Here is an 18,054-nt window from a genome sequence, read left to right on the forward strand (position 1 = left end):
TTTCGATCTCTAGCTCCAAGAATTATTTTTCTATCCGTTTAAGCCAGCAGGACTTTCATATCTGCTTCTACGGTTGTGTTGGGCCTGATATTGAAGTTATCGACCAGAACCTTGAGGACATTCGGAGAGACGAAAGCCGGGAGAGTGGGACCTAGGGTAATATTCTTTACGCCCAGGCTCAAAAGGGCAAGCAGGACAAGCACCGCCTTCTGTTCATACCATGCGATATTGTAAGAGACAGGAAGATCGTTTATGTCCTTAAGGCCAAAGGCTTCTGCAAGCTTCTGGGCTATTGCTACAAGCGAGTAACAGTCATTACACTGCCCGGCATCGATAACTCTCGGGATTCCTCCTATGTCGCCGAGATCGAGTTTGTTGTAGCGGTATTTTGCACAGCCGGCAGTCAAAATTACGGTGTCTTTCGGAAGGGCTTTTGCAAACTCGGTATAATAGGCTCTTTCCTTGTGCCTGCCGTCACAGCCCGCCATGACCATGAACCTGCTGATTTTCCCGGTTTTTACGGCATCTATGATTTTGTCCGCAACCGAGAGGGCTGATTCGTGAGCAAAGCCTCCGATAATTGTCCCGCTTTCCAGCTGCTCAGGAGGCTTGCTCGTTTTAGCCTGTTCAATAAGCGGAGAGAAATCTTTAGTACCGTCCTCTTTTTCATAGATATGAGGAAGCCCTTCAAAACCCACAACCCCTGTAGTGTAGATCCTGTTTTTGTACGAATCTCTTTGTGGGATTATGCAGTTCGTGGTCATCAGGATAGGGCCGTTAAACTTTTCGAACTCCTCGTTCTGCCTCCACCAGGCATTCCCGTAGTTGCCTGCAAAGTTGTCGTACTTTTTGAAGGCTGGATACGAGTTTGCTGGCAGCATTTCTCCGTGAGTGTAGACATCAATTCCTGTTCCTTTTGTCTGCTCAAGGAGCTGTTCGAGATCCTTCAGGTCATGTCCACTGATAAGGATTCCCGGGTTACTTCTCACTCCTATGTTGACTGCTGTCGGCTCCGGATTTCCGTAAGTTTCGGTGTTTGCTTTATCAAGAAGAGCAAGGACAGATACCCCTTTTTGCCCGCATTCCAGAACAAGACCTGTAAGGTCTTCCGCACCAAGGCTGTCGTCTGTTGTAGAAACCAGCCCTTTTTCTATGAACTTGAAAATCTCTTCGTCTTTATACCCGAGGATATAAGCATGGTGTGCATATGCAGCCATACCTTTCATTCCAAATGTCAGCATCTCCCTGAGGGACCGGATATCTTCGTTTTGTGTGGAATGAACAGCAACATCCATTTCTTCTATGTTTTCGGGGGTGACCTTTGCTATAGCAGGCAGGGCTTCTTCTGGAGGTAATGTTCCTGCAGGCAGTTTTGCCTTAATGGAATCCCGGATCTCAAATCCTCTCTTTATATAGGACTCAATCGCCTGCCTGTCAAAGTTTGTGTTTGTAAGAGTGGCAAAGAAAGCGTCAAGAACAAATCTGTCTGTTGCCTCTTCATTAAGGCCGGATTCCCTTGCCTTCATATTGTAGAAAGAGATGCTTTTAAGGACGTAGATCAGCCTGTCCTGCAGATCCGCAACTTCCCCTTTTTTGCCGCATACCCCATTCTTTGTACAGCCTTTTACATTAAGCGCTTCCTGGCATTGATTACAAAACATATCATTTCACCTCAAAACTATACCCAAGTTGATTATCAGCTTTCACTTTATTTCAATGTTTTCTGAAGTTTCATGTATCTTTATCGCCTTAAGTTTTATGTTCTCAGTGTAGTATCTTTTTAATACCAATATAATTATGATACTAATTACTATGTGATAACAAATCATATATAGTAAACAGTTTCGAAGTGGGTATCGGTATCAAGGATGATACTAAATAAAAAATATCAAAAATGAAGTATAAAAAGCAAGAATAGAGTCGATGAAATCGAATAGAGTTTATAAAGGCTTTAAGATTTCGAAATGAAGAACCTGAAGAAAAATAATTTTCTAGCCTTAAAAGTACTGAAAATTTGTTTTCTGGATTTATTTCTTCTTATAATGAATTTAAAATCCTATTTCTGCTTTTTTTGAAAGCAGCCTTCATGTCTTTTGACCTGGCTGCCAGTCGTAGCTGTTTTTTCTATTGAGTTTCGTTTTTTAATACCTGGTTTTCTGCCTTTACATGATCTATTTTGCACAGCCTTTTTGCCTTAAGAACTTTCGAGCACCCCTAGTAAACATTTTAAAGGCAGATTCAAGCCGATCATAATGTCAACGTATTGTCAACGAAAACGTTTATTACTAAGTAAACGTTCTTTACCGCTGTTATTTTAAGATTATTTTAAGGTTAACAATAAGTCCAGCAAATGATAAAATAATTAATCTGGCAGCCGATAGGAAGAGCCGCAAATAAGAGAAAGTCTAAGAATGGTAAGAAAAAGTCCAAAAGTTGTAAGAAATAGTCTAAAAATGGTCCCTGTAAGCAGTGAGGGTACAGTTTCATGAGCAGAAAAGCAACCTATCCGAAAGTAATGTGTACGCAGCACCCGGATTCTGCATCAAAGTATATTTCCACGCAGGAAGAGCCCGGTGAAGCCGTTGAAGCTGCTGTGGTATTTGGCTGTGACGAATATATGCCGGACTATGAAGGAAAGGCAACCCCTTACCATCAGAATGTCCAGATAGTATCAAAATTCATAGAAGAAACAGACCTGATACCCGGAAAAGATATTTTCATAACCCCGAGGGCTCCGAGCGCAGTCCAGGAAAACCGTTTCAGGCAGCTTATGGTTATGATGTCCATTGCTGAGGCAAACTATGGAGCTCTCGAATACTCGGATGTGCAGGCAATTAACGAATTCGTTCACCCCATGACAGGGACGGTAAAGGAAATCCTTGATGCCCAGCAGCATATGGCAGACGTGGGCGAGCTTGCAAAAAAAGAGTTCGGGGTTGCAATGGAGGTCCCTCGTATAATTCCCCTCATAGAGGACGCTCCTGCCCTGCTGCACGCAAAAGAACTTACAGAAAACACGATCCTTTCCTGGAAAGAACGTTTCGGGGCTGCACCTGAAAAATTCAGGATATTCCTGGGCAAATCCGATTCCGCCCTTTCTTTCGGGCATGTTGCAAGCACACTCTCATGCAAATACGCCATAAGCGGGATCTCGGAACTGAACTCAGAGCTTGATACAGATACGGGAATCATATTCGGAGCAGGGACCCTGCCTTTCAGGGGAAACCTTAACCTGAGAAATGCTGAAAACTTTTTCCGAGAATACGAAGGCATAAGCACGATCACCCTTCAATCCGCAGTCAGGTACAGCCACGGAAAAGGAGAAGCTGAAGCCCTGGTCCGCCTTGCAGAAGAAAGACTTCCGGAATCTCCGGATGTTTTTTCCGGTGAAGAAAAAGAAGAGATTGTAAACCTGATAGGAATTTTCGGGTCAAAATACAGCCGTATTATCCGTGAATTGTCCTCAACTATAAACCAGCTTGCAGGTCTCCTCCCTCAGCAGCGGGACCGCCTGATGCACAAAGGAAGCGGCGGCTATTCAAGGAATGCTCCTGATATTTCAGGCATGCTAAGCCTCTGCCGAAGCGATATCGGAAAAGAACTGAAAACCAGCATGCCTGTGCAAGACCTTAACCTCCCCAGAGCTATAAAATTCACAGGCGCACTTTACTCTATAGGTCTTCCTCCCGAATTTATTGGCACAGGCACTGCTCTTGCAGAAGCTAGAGAAAAACTCGGCGACGAAGCCTGCGAAAGGCTGCTTAAGAAATATTTCCCTTCCCTTGGCAGCGACCTGAGTTTCGCATCCGGCTACCTGGACCTTAACGTAGCCTCCCGCTTCCTTTCAGAAGCCTGCATGAAAGAAGTCCGTAAAGATGTTGAGGTTTTGCGAGACATATTCAGCCTCAAAGTCCAGCCAGAACCATCATACCGCATCCTGTTAGAAATGATGCAGCCCGACCTCCTGCAGGCAGGAAAGGCAGGAAACTGTATGGATGAAGAAGTTTCGCAGCTCGTATGCTCGACACTTACCAAAATGGGAAAGATAAGAAAGGCGCTGGGTTGAGAAGAATAATGCTTTTCTTAACCCTCTTAAACCGAGGTTTTGAATCAAATATTACAGAAGGCCCCCGCCAGCTTGCCTGGCGGCCTTATTTAAAAAGCAGAAAGAAGTTGAAGAAAGAAATTCGGAAGTAAAGAGAAACAATGTGGAGAGAGTTTCAAGTATGATTAAATCCTTTTTCATGTGAGTTTTTCTAATTTTTGCCACTTTTAATGATTCTTTTCAAGCAGTTCTGATGGTTTGATATTTTTATATGTCGTTTTATTACTCTAGATTTGGCATAAAAGTGCTCTCAAGTACTTTCATTTTTTGGGCATATAATTCGAAGAATATCATCTGCGTTTTATCTTTAGCTTTCTTTTCTTCCATCCTCTTTTTTAGCTTTTCGAGAGGGCCGCTCTCCTTCGTCGAGCGTGACAAGAAGGGTTTGGTATAGTGAGTGATGTTGCACTGGTAGGAGATATTTATAATTTAATCCTCTTTTAGTCCTCTTGAATTTAGTTACTACACTAATCCATAAATTAGTCCGAGCCTGCAATAAAAAGAAACGCCTGAATAAAAGTCTGAAAAAGTCCTTACTGCTGCTTACAACTTAAGGAAGTCAAGGAAAAAAATAATATAAGTTAAAATGGTTCGCTTGTTATCGTTTTGTGGGCTGCCTATCTCGTTCTTCTGTGGAGTTTTTCGTTTACCTTGGGTTATCTGTCAGATTTTGCATATTCCTATGCTATGTAGTATAACTATGTGAACAAAAGCATAGTATGAGGAGATCTAGAAAAATGAAAGAGTCCTACCGTGATATACAGGTGAAATCACTAATATGTGATTAAGTGAAAAACGACATCATAATATAGAAGGAAGATTTCCTTTTAAAAAACAAATAAGAGTATCCAATATACAATGTAATTATCTCAAATCTGTCCCTGTAGCACGAGTAGACGAAGCATGTACAGTAAACAAAACATCAAAACATACACTGGGGATAAATGTTATAAATGTTCAGCCGACCCAGAAGAATATATTTTAGATTTAGAAGAAATGACTACCCAATGCATGACAGATACGTTTCAAAAATGCCCGAGATTTGAAGCAAGTTTACTTATTAATCAATCCAAGCAAGCTAAAATTATAAATATGAATGAATAATCCTCGTGACTCTGTTACCAAATCCAGTTTCAAAATCTAGTGATTTTTAATTTTACGTTTATTACTGGCTCGTGGAGCTAAGTCTGTGATAAGCTCAATAAATGGATTTGGGTTTCTAATCATTTTTTCGAGTTTATTCAGTAAAACTTCTGGATCTTTTAATTTAGTTTGTAGTTCCCTAAAATCAGTCACATTCTTATTTTGATCCACTGTAATAATTAATTGGTTGATAAAGTCATCAAGGGACATTGAACGTCTTATTAAATCCTCACTTGTTATTACTCCATCCCATTTATCATAATTATCTATAAATGAATATGCTTGATTTTCGGATTGGATAGTTCCACTTTCATACATTCCTTCCAATAGCAATTTTGGTGCACTAAAACATGAATAAGATCTGTTATTTCCTAAGAACTTTTTATGATCCTCTTCTGTTCGCATTTTTTGAACTTCGTGTATGTATATTTCCTTTATCTCCTTTTTTACATTTTTGAGATTTTTATTATATTCATCACATTGTTGGTAATAACTATCTATATCATTTCGCAGGTCAGCTGAAATTAATTTATATTGCCCTTCATTTTGTAGAGCGAGTCTTACATTTTCATGTATCCTCTCGAAACAATATTTATAGTCCGAAATATTTGTTTTCATGCCGATAATTTCTTTGTGAAGACTACTATAAATATCTCGTAATAATTTTCTATCAGCTATTTTATTATTTGCTTTCCAACCTAGAATAAATGAAATTAATGAATACAAAAATGTCATAAATGTCATAATGTATGGATGGTTCTTAGCTATTAATAATATTTTAGATACAGCAAAATTTTCATTATGGATTATATTTTCTGTATTCTCCGGCAGGAGCTTCATATTCAATTTACGTTTCTTCTTAGTGAAAAAGCAGACCTGCACTTACCATTACATGTCTCTTTTAAGGGGTTCGAAGTCTTGAAAGGCTGATTACAGTTTTTACTATCAGAGATTTATCTTCTTTCCCTGTTCTTGAACGAGCGAAGCGATATTTAAAACCAAAATGTAGTCCTATTGAACGAACGAAGCGAGTGAAAGGGACACCGTCCTCCCGAGGCGCGACTCGGGCGCTCAAACTCCTTTAAAATAATGCCCTGTCGTATATTCAACGCCTCTTGCAGGCTTCAGTTTCACTTCTTTTCCTGCAATCGCCTGTTTATACGCTTCTGTGATCTCTTTTACCTCGGCAGGAGTGTTGAGAGAAAGGTCGAGTCTAAGCACGTCCACGCTGTATCCTTTCATATTCTTGACATACTTCAGCATGTCAAGCACTTTTGAGTTGTAAATAAGGGTGCGGGTGCCATGGCGCTGGACAGGGAACTCTGAGCCGCTCTGGTCAACAAGAAGCACTTCGCTTTCTTTTCTCACAATTTTCCGGTCAACAAGAGGTTTTAAAAGGTCATTTTCCGTGATAAGCATAAGTTCCCTGCCGTAAACCAGGATCTCGGCCTGACCTGAATTCCCGCAGGTCTGGAGGGTTTCACAGATATTCTTTATTTCGCTCAGGTTCAATTCGCTTGAAAGGGTTGTCCTGTACGCTCCAGCCTGGTAGAAGGTGGTGGCAGTAAATGCGTTGAAAATATTGAGGTCTTTCTGGGCAACAAAAGGTACGGAAAGCTTTTTTGCAAGCTGTGATGCGTCCAGGCTTGAACATGCAACTGTAAAGCCTGCATCCCTTATTTTCTCAAGCAGGGGTTTTAATTCCTCCAGTTCCCAATCGTGTGTAATTCTGGGAACCCTGAAAACCAGCTCGGTTTTTTCTGCTTTTAAATCTTCAAGTCTGTCAGCACTGTTTGGAGACATCAGTACTTCAAACAAAGAAATCGGGATATAAGCAATATCAGCTCCGGCTGAGGCTGCCTGTAAGAGAGAAGGAATATTCTGCATTTCAACGCTCAGGAGGAGTTTCTTAGAAGCCGCTCCTTTCAGTCCTGCGCCTGCCCTTTTCACACTCGCTTCATCTTTGCTTTCGGCATCTCCTTCTAAAGAGCACAGGTGATTGAAACCTTCCAGGTCAGGGTGCTTTTGATCTTTTTTATTTGCTTTGAGGGTCTTTTCAAGAAGGAGCTCAGCAGCTTTCCGCCTCGTGTTCTTCAGTACGCCGACCGGAATGAAGATATTCTCATCAGCTTCGATTTCAACGGAGGCGGCTTCAAAAGGAGTATCTCCAAGGCTCTCCATTGCTTTTCTTATCTGCTCTTCAGTTGTTGGGGCTTTCTCGGCTTTCTGGACGACATAATCATCTGCAAATTCCGCATAAACAGGATCTTCTGGTTTGCTGCCTTTTCCGCTTGCTTCTCTTTTTTCTTTTTCCCTTTCTTTTTCTTTTCTTATCTCAACCGTAAACCGTTCCCCTCTCCTTGCTTTTGCTTTAAGGCTTACAGGGATAGTTTTCAGTTTTGTTTTCTGAAGGGTATCAAGGAGCTGCGTGTCTGTTGTAAGGTAAAGTTCATCTCCTCTCTGGACTGCCCTGCCTGTTTTTGAACTGATCTCAAGCCCGACTTTTTCACCTTTTTTTGCGTTCTTCACATGTTCGCCTGAAATCGTCACTATACCGGTTACAGCAGAACCGAGCATTCTTTCCCTTGTAAAGATGCTTATGCCGTCTTTTATATTGATATTCTCTTCGAGCCGGACTGTAAGCTTAGTATTTCCTTTTGAGCGGGAGATGTCCAGGACTTTTCCGAGGAATGCACCGTAGTTAGAGCTGTACTTGGGATGGGATACCCCTTTTTCCCCGAGGATGAAGCCCCGCGTAAAACCCCTGTAAAAGAGTTTTGCGAGCTCGGCTTCTTTTGCTTCAAGCTCCTCTTTTGTCGGGTTTTCTCCGGGGCTGCATATGTTTTCAACTGCGGCTTTGTAAGCAGCAGCACTTGCAGTCACATACTCGGGTTTCTTCATCCTCCCTTCTATTTTAAGGCTTATAACTCCGGTTTTTATTACATCTTCAAGCCCTGTGAGGGTGGAGAGTTCAGCACAGCTTATTGGATAGCTGCCTCCGATATGCCTTTCGTCAATTTCCCTGCCGTTTACCAGAAATCGATATCTGCGCCTGCAGGGCTGGGCACAGGCTCCCCGGTTTGCGCTCCTGTCGTGGAGGAAACTGCTGAAGAGGCATTTTCCTGAATAAGAATAACAAAGGGCTCCGTGAACAAAGACTTCAATATCCGCCCTGGAATTTTCTACAATATCCTTCACTTCATCGGTAGTAAGTTCCCTGGAGACTATGACTCTTTTTGCTCCCAGCTCAGATACAAAATCCACTCCCTCTTTGCTGTGGATGGTCATCTGCGTGCTTGCATGAAGGCTCAGGTCGGGATAAATTTCATTTAGAAGCCTGAGGAGTCCGAGGTCCTGCAGAATAATTGCATCTATTCCGGCTGCGTATGCCCGGTCCACTATTTCAAGAGCTTGCTGCAGCTCTTTTTGTTTTACAGGGATATTCAGGGCAAGATAAACAAGGACTCCGTGTGAATGAGAAAAATCAATAGCAGCTTCCAGGCCCTCAACTGTGAAATTTTCAGCTCCTTGCCTGGCATTGAACTCGCCCACTCCAAGGTATACAGCATCAGCCCCTCCTTTTATTGCACCAAGCAGAGCTTCATGGTCCCCTGCCGGAGAAAGAATTTCCGGGGGATTGCAGATAAAATTGTTAGCAGATATTTTAGCAGGCATAACGATCAGCAGTATTATTCAGGTAATCTTCAGGTATTCAGGTAATCTTCAGGTATTCAGGTAGTCTTCAGGTGACCTGAGTTTATAACGGTAAAGAACTTGGTAACGGAATAGTTGAAACTGTAAAAAAGGCTTAAGCAATTCATATCGGAGCCATTGTAAGCCCGAATTATTGTGAATTGCCCCGCTCCTCTGGATTTAAAGACATATTCTTTGCCTTAAGGTTAAAGCGTAAATGTCCTTTTCGCATAAAAATTAGATGGTAAAAGGAAGCACTGACAACCACTGACAATAATTCATTAGCTGAGTGAATCGGAATGACACAGGCTTACAGGACCTTTTTTTCACCTGACTCTTAAGTATGTGGTTATTATGAAGTAGTTTAAAGGATGCTATATATGTTTATATTAATATATTTATTGGCAGAAATATTAAACTTATCAAAATAAGTGAGCAGCACATTCTTAAAAATATTAATATGATGAACAAACTTATTTATTTAAATAAAATCTTTATTTAAATTAAACGGACATTTGCATAAAGCTACGAAAATTAGAAGGATAGACTAATCTAGGGGCCAAAGCCTATGAAAAATATACTTGTCGTTGAAGACAATCCTTTAATTATGGAACTAGTCAAAACTTTATTAGTCTCATTTGGGTATGAAGCAGTGGAAGCTTCAGATGGAGCTATAGCCCTGGAACTTAGTAAAAAAAAGATACTCAACTTAATATTATTAGATATACAGTTGCCCGGTATCGATGGAACTGAAGTATTGAAAATACTAAAAGAAGATCCTGCCACAAGTGAGATCCCTGTTATCGCTCTTACAGCTCATGCCATGCGTGGCGATGAAGAAAAATTTTTAAAAGCCGGGTGCAGTGCTTACATTTCCAAACCGATTGATATCCCGAGATTCAAATCGGTCATAGACGAATTCATTGCATGAAATGAAAAACAATAGTAGGAAACATTATTTTATTTTATGGGGATTATATAATGCCGGATTTTTTCGAGGATACATTTGGGAAAAAATCAAATGAGTTATTGATTATTTTGGCTGTTGGCCTCTTATTCACATTTTTTGCATCCTATTTTGGCCTTTTTGAATCCGTTATTCAATTTGTGGAAGAATACAATCCCAGAGAACTTGGAGGGTTGCTTACTCTCTCAGTCTATCTTACCTTTGCCCTTGGAATTTTCTCTCTGAGGCGCTGGATGGAACTTGAGAATGCTCTGGTACTTCAGGAAAAAGCAGAAGAAAGCCTCAGAGAGAAAGATAAGAGGTATAGAGCCCTTTTTGAGCATTCGAATGACGCAATTATAATTTTTAATGGGGAAAAGGTCCTCGACCTTAATAAAAAAGGCCGTGAAGCCTTTGGATTAGGGGAAGGCGAAATTGGTAATATCTCAATTGAGTCGTTGATACCTGAGAATAATTTGCCCGCAGCCAGAAATGCTCTGAAAGCTACTCTTGAGAACGGGGCTGCAACTTTTGAAATGAAATTCCAGAAGCATGATGGAGAAATTATTGATGTGGAGGTCAGCTCTTCCTTTTTAAGCCTTGAAGATAGAGAAATCCAGTGCGTTGTCAGGGACATAACCTCACGTAAAAAGGCTGAAAAACTGGAACGCGAAAGCCGGGAAAGGCTTAAAAAAATAATTGACAATGCCCTTTGCGGAATCCTGCTGGTAGATGCCTCCAGCCACGAAATTGTGGATATGAATTCTGCCGCAGAGCAGGCTATGGAGCTTTCAAGGAATGAACTTATCGGAAAGGCCTGTCATAAATTCATATGCCCTGCAGAGAAAGGAAAATGCCCGATAACTGATTTAAAACAGTCTATTGATACATCGGAAAGGGCGCTTATCAATGGGAGAGGAGAATCTTTACCTATCCTGAAAAGTGTGGTTCCCGTAAAAATAGGAGAAAAAGACTACCTTATAGAAAGCTTTGTTGATCTCTCTGAACGCAAAAGGTCTGAAGAAGAATTGATCCAGGCAAAATTAGCTGCTGAGAGTGCGAACCGTGCAAAGAGCGAATTCCTGACAAATATGAGTCATGAATTGCGGACTCCTCTTACTGCGATTATTGGATTTTCGGATGTAATGCTGGGCGGGATGAGCGGAGAATTCAGTGAGCAGAACAAAAAGTTCCTGAATAACATAGCTAATAGTGGAAAGCACCTCCTGACTCTTATAAACAATATCCTCGACCTTTCCAAAATCGAGGCAGGCAAAATGGAACTGGAACCGGAGATGTTCTCTGTCTACGAGGTATTTAATGATACCAGAGATGTGACCACTGCTCTTGCCCAGAAAAAGGACATCTTGATGGAATATAACGTGGACCCCGAGATTTTAGTCTTTGCGGACAGGGTGCGTTTTAAGCAGATTATTTACAATCTTGTAAGCAACTCCATAAAATTCACCCCAAATAAAGGATCGATAGCAGTTTCGGCAGTAAAATTGGAAGATACCGTCCGCATCAGCGTCTCGGATAACGGAATAGGGATTTCAAAGGAAAACCAGAAGCTTCTCTTCCAGCCTTTTAAACAGGTAGATGCAAATATCAACCGCCAGTATGAAGGAACAGGGCTCGGACTGGCTCTCGTGAAGAAATTCGTAAACCTTCACGGAGGTAAAGTATGGGTCGAAAGCGAAGTCGGAAAAGGTTCGACTTTTTCATTTGAATTGCCTTTGAAATACGGGAAAACTCCCGGGATTATCTCAAATCATACAGATGTTTCCGAAAAAATCGTATCTCCAGCGGCTGAAAAGGCAGTAGCGGAAGGAAATCTAAAGCAGGAAACGCACAGCAGGGCATTAACTCCGAAAATTATAGAACCCTCAGGAGTCTCCTGGGAAAGTGAACTTGTAATGGTTGTCGAAGACGACGATATGGCAAGGGAACTCCTTACTATCACACTCTTAGAGGCAGGATATAGGGTTACTGCGGTTTCCAGCGGGAAAGAGGCTCTTTTGCTTGCCCGAGAACTGAAACCGTCAGTAATCACCCTTGATGTAATGCTTCCGGGAATTAGCGGGTGGGATGTCCTTAAAGACCTGAAACATGATACTGCAACATCCGATATTCCTATCCTGATCATTTCAATGAATGATGAAAAGAACTGCAGCATTTTGTGGGGTGCATCCGATCATCTGATAAAACCTGTGGAAAAGGAACGTCTCCTTTCCAGCCTGCAAAAAGTAAAAGGGAAAATAGATCTAAAATCTACCCCCAGGGTTTTAATCGTGGACGATGAGCCGACCGTAGTAGAACTCTTCAGTTCCATTCTCGAAAGTGAAGGTTATGAACCGATCTGTGCATACGGGGGCAAAGAAGCAGTCGATAGGATTACAGAAGAACAACCTGACATGATAATTCTTGACCTTATGATGCCGCAGTTCACAGGTTTCGAAGTTATCAAGACTCTTAAAGAAAACCCTGAAACCGTAGATATTCCAGTTATTGTGTGTACTGCAAAAGAGTTAAGCTTTGAGGAGAAAGAGCTTCTCAAGAAAAATGTCTCATATGTCATGAAGAAAGGAAACATATGTCGTGAAACACTTTTGAATACCCTGAACATCGTCAGGGACCAGAAATCTAAAAATAAGCAGATAAATTAAGCAGATAAATTAAGCAGCTAAAATAAGTAGATAAATTAAGCAGATATATAAGGCATATAATTAAGCAGATATATAAGGCATATAATTAAGCAGATAAATTAATATTGCTTATACTGGAATCCAGATTAAAAGTTCGAAGAGCACAGTTTTTTCGTTCTTTTCATTCTGGATAAGTATAATCCTGAAACACATTGTTCGTTTACGTTATCCTGAAACATATTGTTCATTTTCTAATATTATGGCAGGTTCCGGTTTTCTTTAAATTTTTTACTGCTACCTTCTTGTAGCTTTTGCATTCTGTTTTTATAGCTTTAAGAAATGACAGTTTATGACCTTTTGTGTTTTAAATTTCACAGATTTTTTTGAACATCAAGCAAATAGCATATAATTATAAGAGAAAATTTATATATTTTTATGAGAATTGAAGTCTACTTTTATCGAATGCATTTAGTTCGGGTTTAAAAATAGTTTTTAAGAAGGTTCCATAAAAGATAAAGCATCAAGATATGAAAATCGAAAAATACAGATTTGGTAATATCGGGCAGGATATTGAGATTAAGAGACAGGCGCTAACTCTTTTATCCCTTTCCTGAAACAATCCTTGCCTGATGCATTCCTCGCCTGAAACATTTCTCGGCTGAAGTCATTCCGTTCACTTTCTGAAAATCAGCTTAAATGTCAGCTTGCAGAAAATTCCTCATATTTATTGCAAATTCTTTGTAATATAGGCTAAGTTGTGCGCTTTAATCTCGTGAACGAAACTTAATAAAACAAAACAAAACGTAAATCTATAAATATAATATAAATTGTAATTAATGGTTAAATATATTCAGGATACATATAAAAATTAACTATTAAGTCTAATGATGTAAAACAAAGTTAATTTGCACTATCTATAGTTCCTGAATATCTACTTAGAGTTTTTTAATCTGAAAATCTCATTCCAGATTTCCCTATGGAATTTTTATTCAAAAGCTCTATAAGGGATTCCCTATCTCGATTGAATCAGGCTCTACCGGAGAAATAATGATGAAGCTTGCTAAAATACAAATACTAAAATAAAAACATTCTAAATATAAAAATCCTAAAATATAAACATCGTAAATATAAAAATTCTAAAAATATAAATATTCTAAAATAGAAATGTTTTAGACTTATGGAATTTGGCCAAATATCGGGTAGAAAGAACAGCTGAAATATATGCGGTTACCGATGTGCAGTCGCAGGCAGGAATAGAATTCTGCAAAAACATCACGCCTCTTTGTGCCATATTTTCCAGAGCTTCATCCGGAAAGGAAAATGTCAAAATATCAACCGTTTAAAAAAGTTGATCGACGTTGTCTCAATTTTTTAAAAGAACAGAAACTCAAGAAATATAACCTCAACTATCAAGCTTTAAACAGGTCCGCAGCAAGAAAAGCCCGGGCTTTTCCTGCCGGAAAGGACTGAAGAAAGAGCTGCATGCTTTGAAAATAACGTTTCTGCAGCCCAAGGAGGTCGTTATATGATCAGCGATGAAGAAATGAAGTCCGGGAACATTTTACACCTATTCTGGAAATTTACTCTCCCGGCAGTAATAGGAGTACTCATTGCTGGAATCCAGGGGATTATCGACGGCTTCTTTATAGGAAATGCAATTGGAAGCCATGGGCTTGCAGGTATTACCCTTGCCTATCCTCCTTATCTGGCTATAATCGGAGCAGGCATAATTATAGGAATAGGCTCTTCCAGCCTTATAGCCCTGAAACTCGGGGAAAGGCAGAATAAAGAAGCCCTGGAAATAATGAACACCGCATTTCCGTTATGTCTGCTCGCGGGAATTATTTTCACTGCAGGCGGGCTGATTTTCTGCAAAACTTCTATCAGCCTGCTTGGGACAGACGGCCCTGCTCTCTCTCTGGCACGGGAGTACCTTCACATAATCTTTGCAGGATCGGTCTTCATGATTCTTGCGGTTGCTCTCGACCCGCTGGTAAGGAATAACGGAAAGCCGAAGCTTTGCATGAAAATAATGGTTGCAGGGGTGCTTGCAAACGTCGTGCTCGACTACCTTTTTGTCATGCACATGGAAATGGGTATGAGAGGCGCAGCCACCGCAACAATCCTTTCCTTTGTCCTGCCCGCAGCACTGCTTACATACCACCTTTTCAGCAGGGAGGCAAAACTGAAGCTCCGGCTCAGGTCCATGAGCGTCAAAGCCGCAACAACAACAAGGATCCTTAAAACCGGAACTCCGTCATTCGTTATGCAGATATCGTTTGCCCTTGTGCTCTTTGCACAGAACTATATGCTGCTCAAATACGGCTCTGAACTCGCAGTCTCGGCATATGGAGTAATAGGATACATATTTTCGATATTCTATATGCTCTTTGAAGGGATAGCCCTTGGAGTGCAGCCGATAATAGGATTTAACTACGGAGCAGGCAATAAAAGAAGGGTTTTAAAGACTCTGGAACTGACAATACTTTCATGCACCCTTGTAGGAGTTCTGGGATTTGCGCTTATATATCTCTTCCCTGAGAGCCTTATTCAAATATTTAGCCAGAGCGATTCCGAACTGCTCAATGTCACATTGCAGGGAATGAATATTTTCATGTTCTCTCTTCTCGTAGAAGGAACGGTACTGCTTACTGCCGTTTATTATCAATCAATCAATAGAGTCAGAGCAGCGCTATTCATCCATCTCGGAAAGATCTTTATCTTCCTGTTTCCCCTGCTGTTCATTCTGCCTCAGTTCTTTGGACTGAACGGCGTCTGGGCTGCATCACCGACTACGGAATATCTGATGACAGCAATAGTAATGTTAATGCTTTCAAAGGAGTTCAAATTCCTCAGGAGCAGCAAAAAAGCAGAGGTCAGGCAACCATCAGATACAAATCATGCGGCGTCGGGTTCCAAAAGTGGTACAAAAGCAGGGAGTGAAGAAGGTACAGGTTTTATTACGTTCAGGCATACAGACAGGGACACCTCTTAAATTACCTTCTCGGTAATCCCTGCAAATTCTTCACTCCAGGCTCTTTTCTCTCTTTTTAGTGAAAATTTATTTTTTTTATTTTTTAGAATCAGGCAGGCAATCGGACCCGGACAGCATCAACTCCAGAACCGCAATCATGTCTGCAACTAATTTTTAAAGACCATGGTAAAATATTGCATATAGTTTATAAATTACACTATTAAAATAGTAAAGAAATTAAAAAATAATATATATGTTAGAGATTTTTTTATATGTAATTTTTTCCAGAATTAGAGTCTTGGCTTTTTTCTTAAATATCAGGCATAAAAGTGCCAGTATTTTTTGGATTTTAAAGCTGGATAAGTACACGTGCATCAGGGTAAACTCTTGTAATTTCATTCAATTTCTTGCAAAATATTTGGAAAAGTAAGAGGAGGCACACATGAAAGAGAATGTCAATGAATACTGCAAGAATATGAAAAAAAGAGTTATTGTTTTTACTGGACTTCTGGTTCTACTCATTATATTTTGCTCATCGACAGTAACGGCAAAGGAAGATTCTGTTATGGCAGAGGAAGATTCTGGTCCTCAACTTGCACCGGAAAGCTCTGAATTTAACGAGTATCTGAAAAAAGATGTTTATCAGAAAAAAGTTGTTTATTCCGGACCGACCCCTTCACTTGACGGACACCAGGCAGGGCTTTTACCTTCCCCCCTTGACCTTTCTTACATCCGCAGCATTCCTATCCCGACAGCATCATCAGCTCGATATTATTCTGACCTGAAGACTCCTGACAGGATAGCTGCAATAAAAGGCCAGGATACTTATTATAACCTGAGAAATTTTAACAAAGTAACCGCTGTAAAAGACCAGGGAAAAGCAGGAACCTGCTGGGCATTTGCAAGCTACGCATCTATGGAATCCTTCTTAAAACCCGGAGAAGAGTGGGACTTTTCAGAAAATAATATGAAAAACCTGCTTTCCTCCTCATATTCGGAAGGGTTTGACCGCGATCCGAATGACGGGGGAAACAGGATCCTGGCGACAGCATACCTTGCCCGCTGGAACGGGCCAGTTCTGGAAAGTGATGATCTTTATTCAACTTCTTCAGAATTTTCCCCGGAAAGTCTGCCCGTGAAGAAACATGTACAGGATATCCTTTTTATTCCTAACAGGGAAAATTCCCTGGACAATGAAGAAATAAAATGGGCAGTAAAGAATTACGGAGCTGTATATACCACAATGTACTATTATAATAACAGCACGTATTATTCTCCCTCAAACTATAGTTATTACTGTAATGGGACGTCCGAAGCGCCCAATCATGCTGTAGCAATTATTGGATGGGACGACTTTTTTAACAGGAATAATTTTTCAGAGATTCCTCCAGGGGATGGAGCATTTATTGCGAAAAACAGCTGGGGCTCGGACTGGGGAGACTGTGGGTATTTTTATATCTCCTATTATGATTCAAAAGCTGGCAATGGAGGTTCTGTCTTCACTGCTGAAAATCCGGATAATTATGAATACATCTACCAGTACGATCCATTTGGATGGGTTTCCAGTATGGGATACCGTAAACAAACTGCATGGTGCGCAAACGTTTTTACTGCAAAATCCGAGGAGACACTCAAAGCTGTGAGTTTCTATACCACAGATTCAGGCTGTTACTATGAGATTTATATTTATACCAATCCGGATCCCGGTCCTGTAAACCTGACAGGTCCCGTTACTTCAAGAACAGGCTCACTCTTAACAGCAGGCTACCACACAATACCTCTTGATTCAGGGGTCAGGCTCACTGCTGACCAGAACTTCTCGGTAGTTGTGAGACTCACGAACATTGCGTATAACTACCCGGTAGCGCTCGAAAAGCCTAGAGAGGACTGGAGCAGCAAAGCAAAATCAAATCCGGGAGAGAGCTTCATAAGTAAGGATGGGGTGAACTGGACAGATGTGAATGAGTCTTTCGAAAATTCAAATGTATGCGTCAAAGCTTTTACAAATTCTGTTTTATTGCCTGCCGCAAACTTCTGCAGCAATGTTACTGAGGGTTATGTCCCCCTTTCCGTACAGTTTATCGACCTGTCAGAGAATTCAACAGAAAGAAACTGGGATTTTGAAAACGATGGAATTATAGACTCCACAGAAGCAAATCCGGTTTATGCTTACCTGTTTCCAGGTATCTATACTGTTAACCTGACCGCAGTCAATGAAAACGGCACGGATTCGATGCTTGCAGCAATTACCGTCCTGGAGCAGCCAGTGCTTCCTGTTGCGAACTTTACATGCAATGTAACCAGAGGTTATGCACCCCTTTCCGTGCAGTTCACAGACACCTCGGAAAATGCAGCGGAAAGAGTATGGAACTTTGGCGACTGCACGTGCTCAACAGATGCTACTGTTGTCCACACATACAAAAAAGCCGGTAAATATACTGTCAGCCTAAAGGTAAGTAATGTGAATGGAACGGACAGGGAAACCAGGTGTGAATACATTACAGTCACCGAAAAAGAATGCTAGATTAAAAATAAATGATAGATCAAA

General features: G+C 40.8%; 8 protein-coding genes. 5 read left to right on the plus strand and 3 right to left on the minus strand.

The genetic code is table 11. The features are described 5' to 3' along the window. Window positions 1-38 precede the first annotated feature (38 nt). On the minus strand, window positions 39-1,661 hold the full coding sequence (gene hcp / locus RSJ42_RS05215) for a hydroxylamine reductase (protein ID WP_410509614.1): 1,623 nt from the start codon (window positions 1,659-1,661) through the stop codon (window positions 39-41). Window positions 1,662-2,485: 824 nt separating this feature from the next. On the opposite strand from hcp, the gene ppcA reads away from it, so the two are divergent. Continuing rightward, window positions 2,486-4,066, plus strand: a complete 1,581-nt coding sequence (ppcA, locus tag RSJ42_RS05220) for a phosphoenolpyruvate carboxylase (RefSeq protein WP_410509615.1) — start codon at window positions 2,486-2,488, stop codon at window positions 4,064-4,066. A 1,179-nt stretch (window positions 4,067-5,245) separates the two neighbouring features. Here the strand turns inward: ppcA and RSJ42_RS05225 are convergent. Then, window positions 5,246-6,088: a hypothetical protein gene (locus tag RSJ42_RS05225; protein ID WP_410509616.1), complete on the minus strand. Its 843-nt coding sequence runs from the start codon at window positions 6,086-6,088 to the stop codon at window positions 5,246-5,248. A 231-nt stretch (window positions 6,089-6,319) separates the two neighbouring features. After that, entirely contained in the window at window positions 6,320-8,923 is a 2,604-nt protein-coding gene (locus RSJ42_RS05230; protein WP_410509617.1) for a DUF3656 domain-containing U32 family peptidase, read from the minus strand. Window positions 8,924-9,509: 586 nt separating this feature from the next. Here RSJ42_RS05230 and RSJ42_RS05235 point away from each other — a divergent pair. From RSJ42_RS05235 to RSJ42_RS05250, 4 genes are all read left to right on the plus strand, one after another. After that, entirely contained in the window at window positions 9,510-9,872 is a 363-nt protein-coding gene (locus RSJ42_RS05235; RefSeq protein WP_410509618.1) for a response regulator, read from the plus strand. A 50-nt stretch (window positions 9,873-9,922) separates the two neighbouring features. Beyond that, the gene (locus tag RSJ42_RS05240) at window positions 9,923-12,553 is read left to right on the plus strand and encodes a response regulator (RefSeq protein ID WP_410509619.1); all 2,631 of its coding nucleotides are present in this window, start codon (window positions 9,923-9,925) and stop codon (window positions 12,551-12,553) included. Window positions 12,554-14,057: 1,504 nt separating this feature from the next. Beyond that, window positions 14,058-15,527, plus strand: coding sequence for an MATE family efflux transporter (locus RSJ42_RS05245; protein WP_410509620.1), 1,470 nt, complete (start codon window positions 14,058-14,060; stop codon window positions 15,525-15,527). Between the two features lie 421 nt (window positions 15,528-15,948). Further along, window positions 15,949-18,030: a lectin like domain-containing protein gene (locus RSJ42_RS05250; RefSeq protein ID WP_410509621.1), complete on the plus strand. Its 2,082-nt coding sequence runs from the start codon at window positions 15,949-15,951 to the stop codon at window positions 18,028-18,030. Window positions 18,031-18,054: the final 24 nt, after the last annotated feature.

Origin of the sequence: Methanosarcina hadiensis, from assembly GCF_046529725.1 — an archaeon.
GTDB lineage: Archaea > Halobacteriota > Methanosarcinia > Methanosarcinales > Methanosarcinaceae > Methanosarcina > Methanosarcina hadiensis.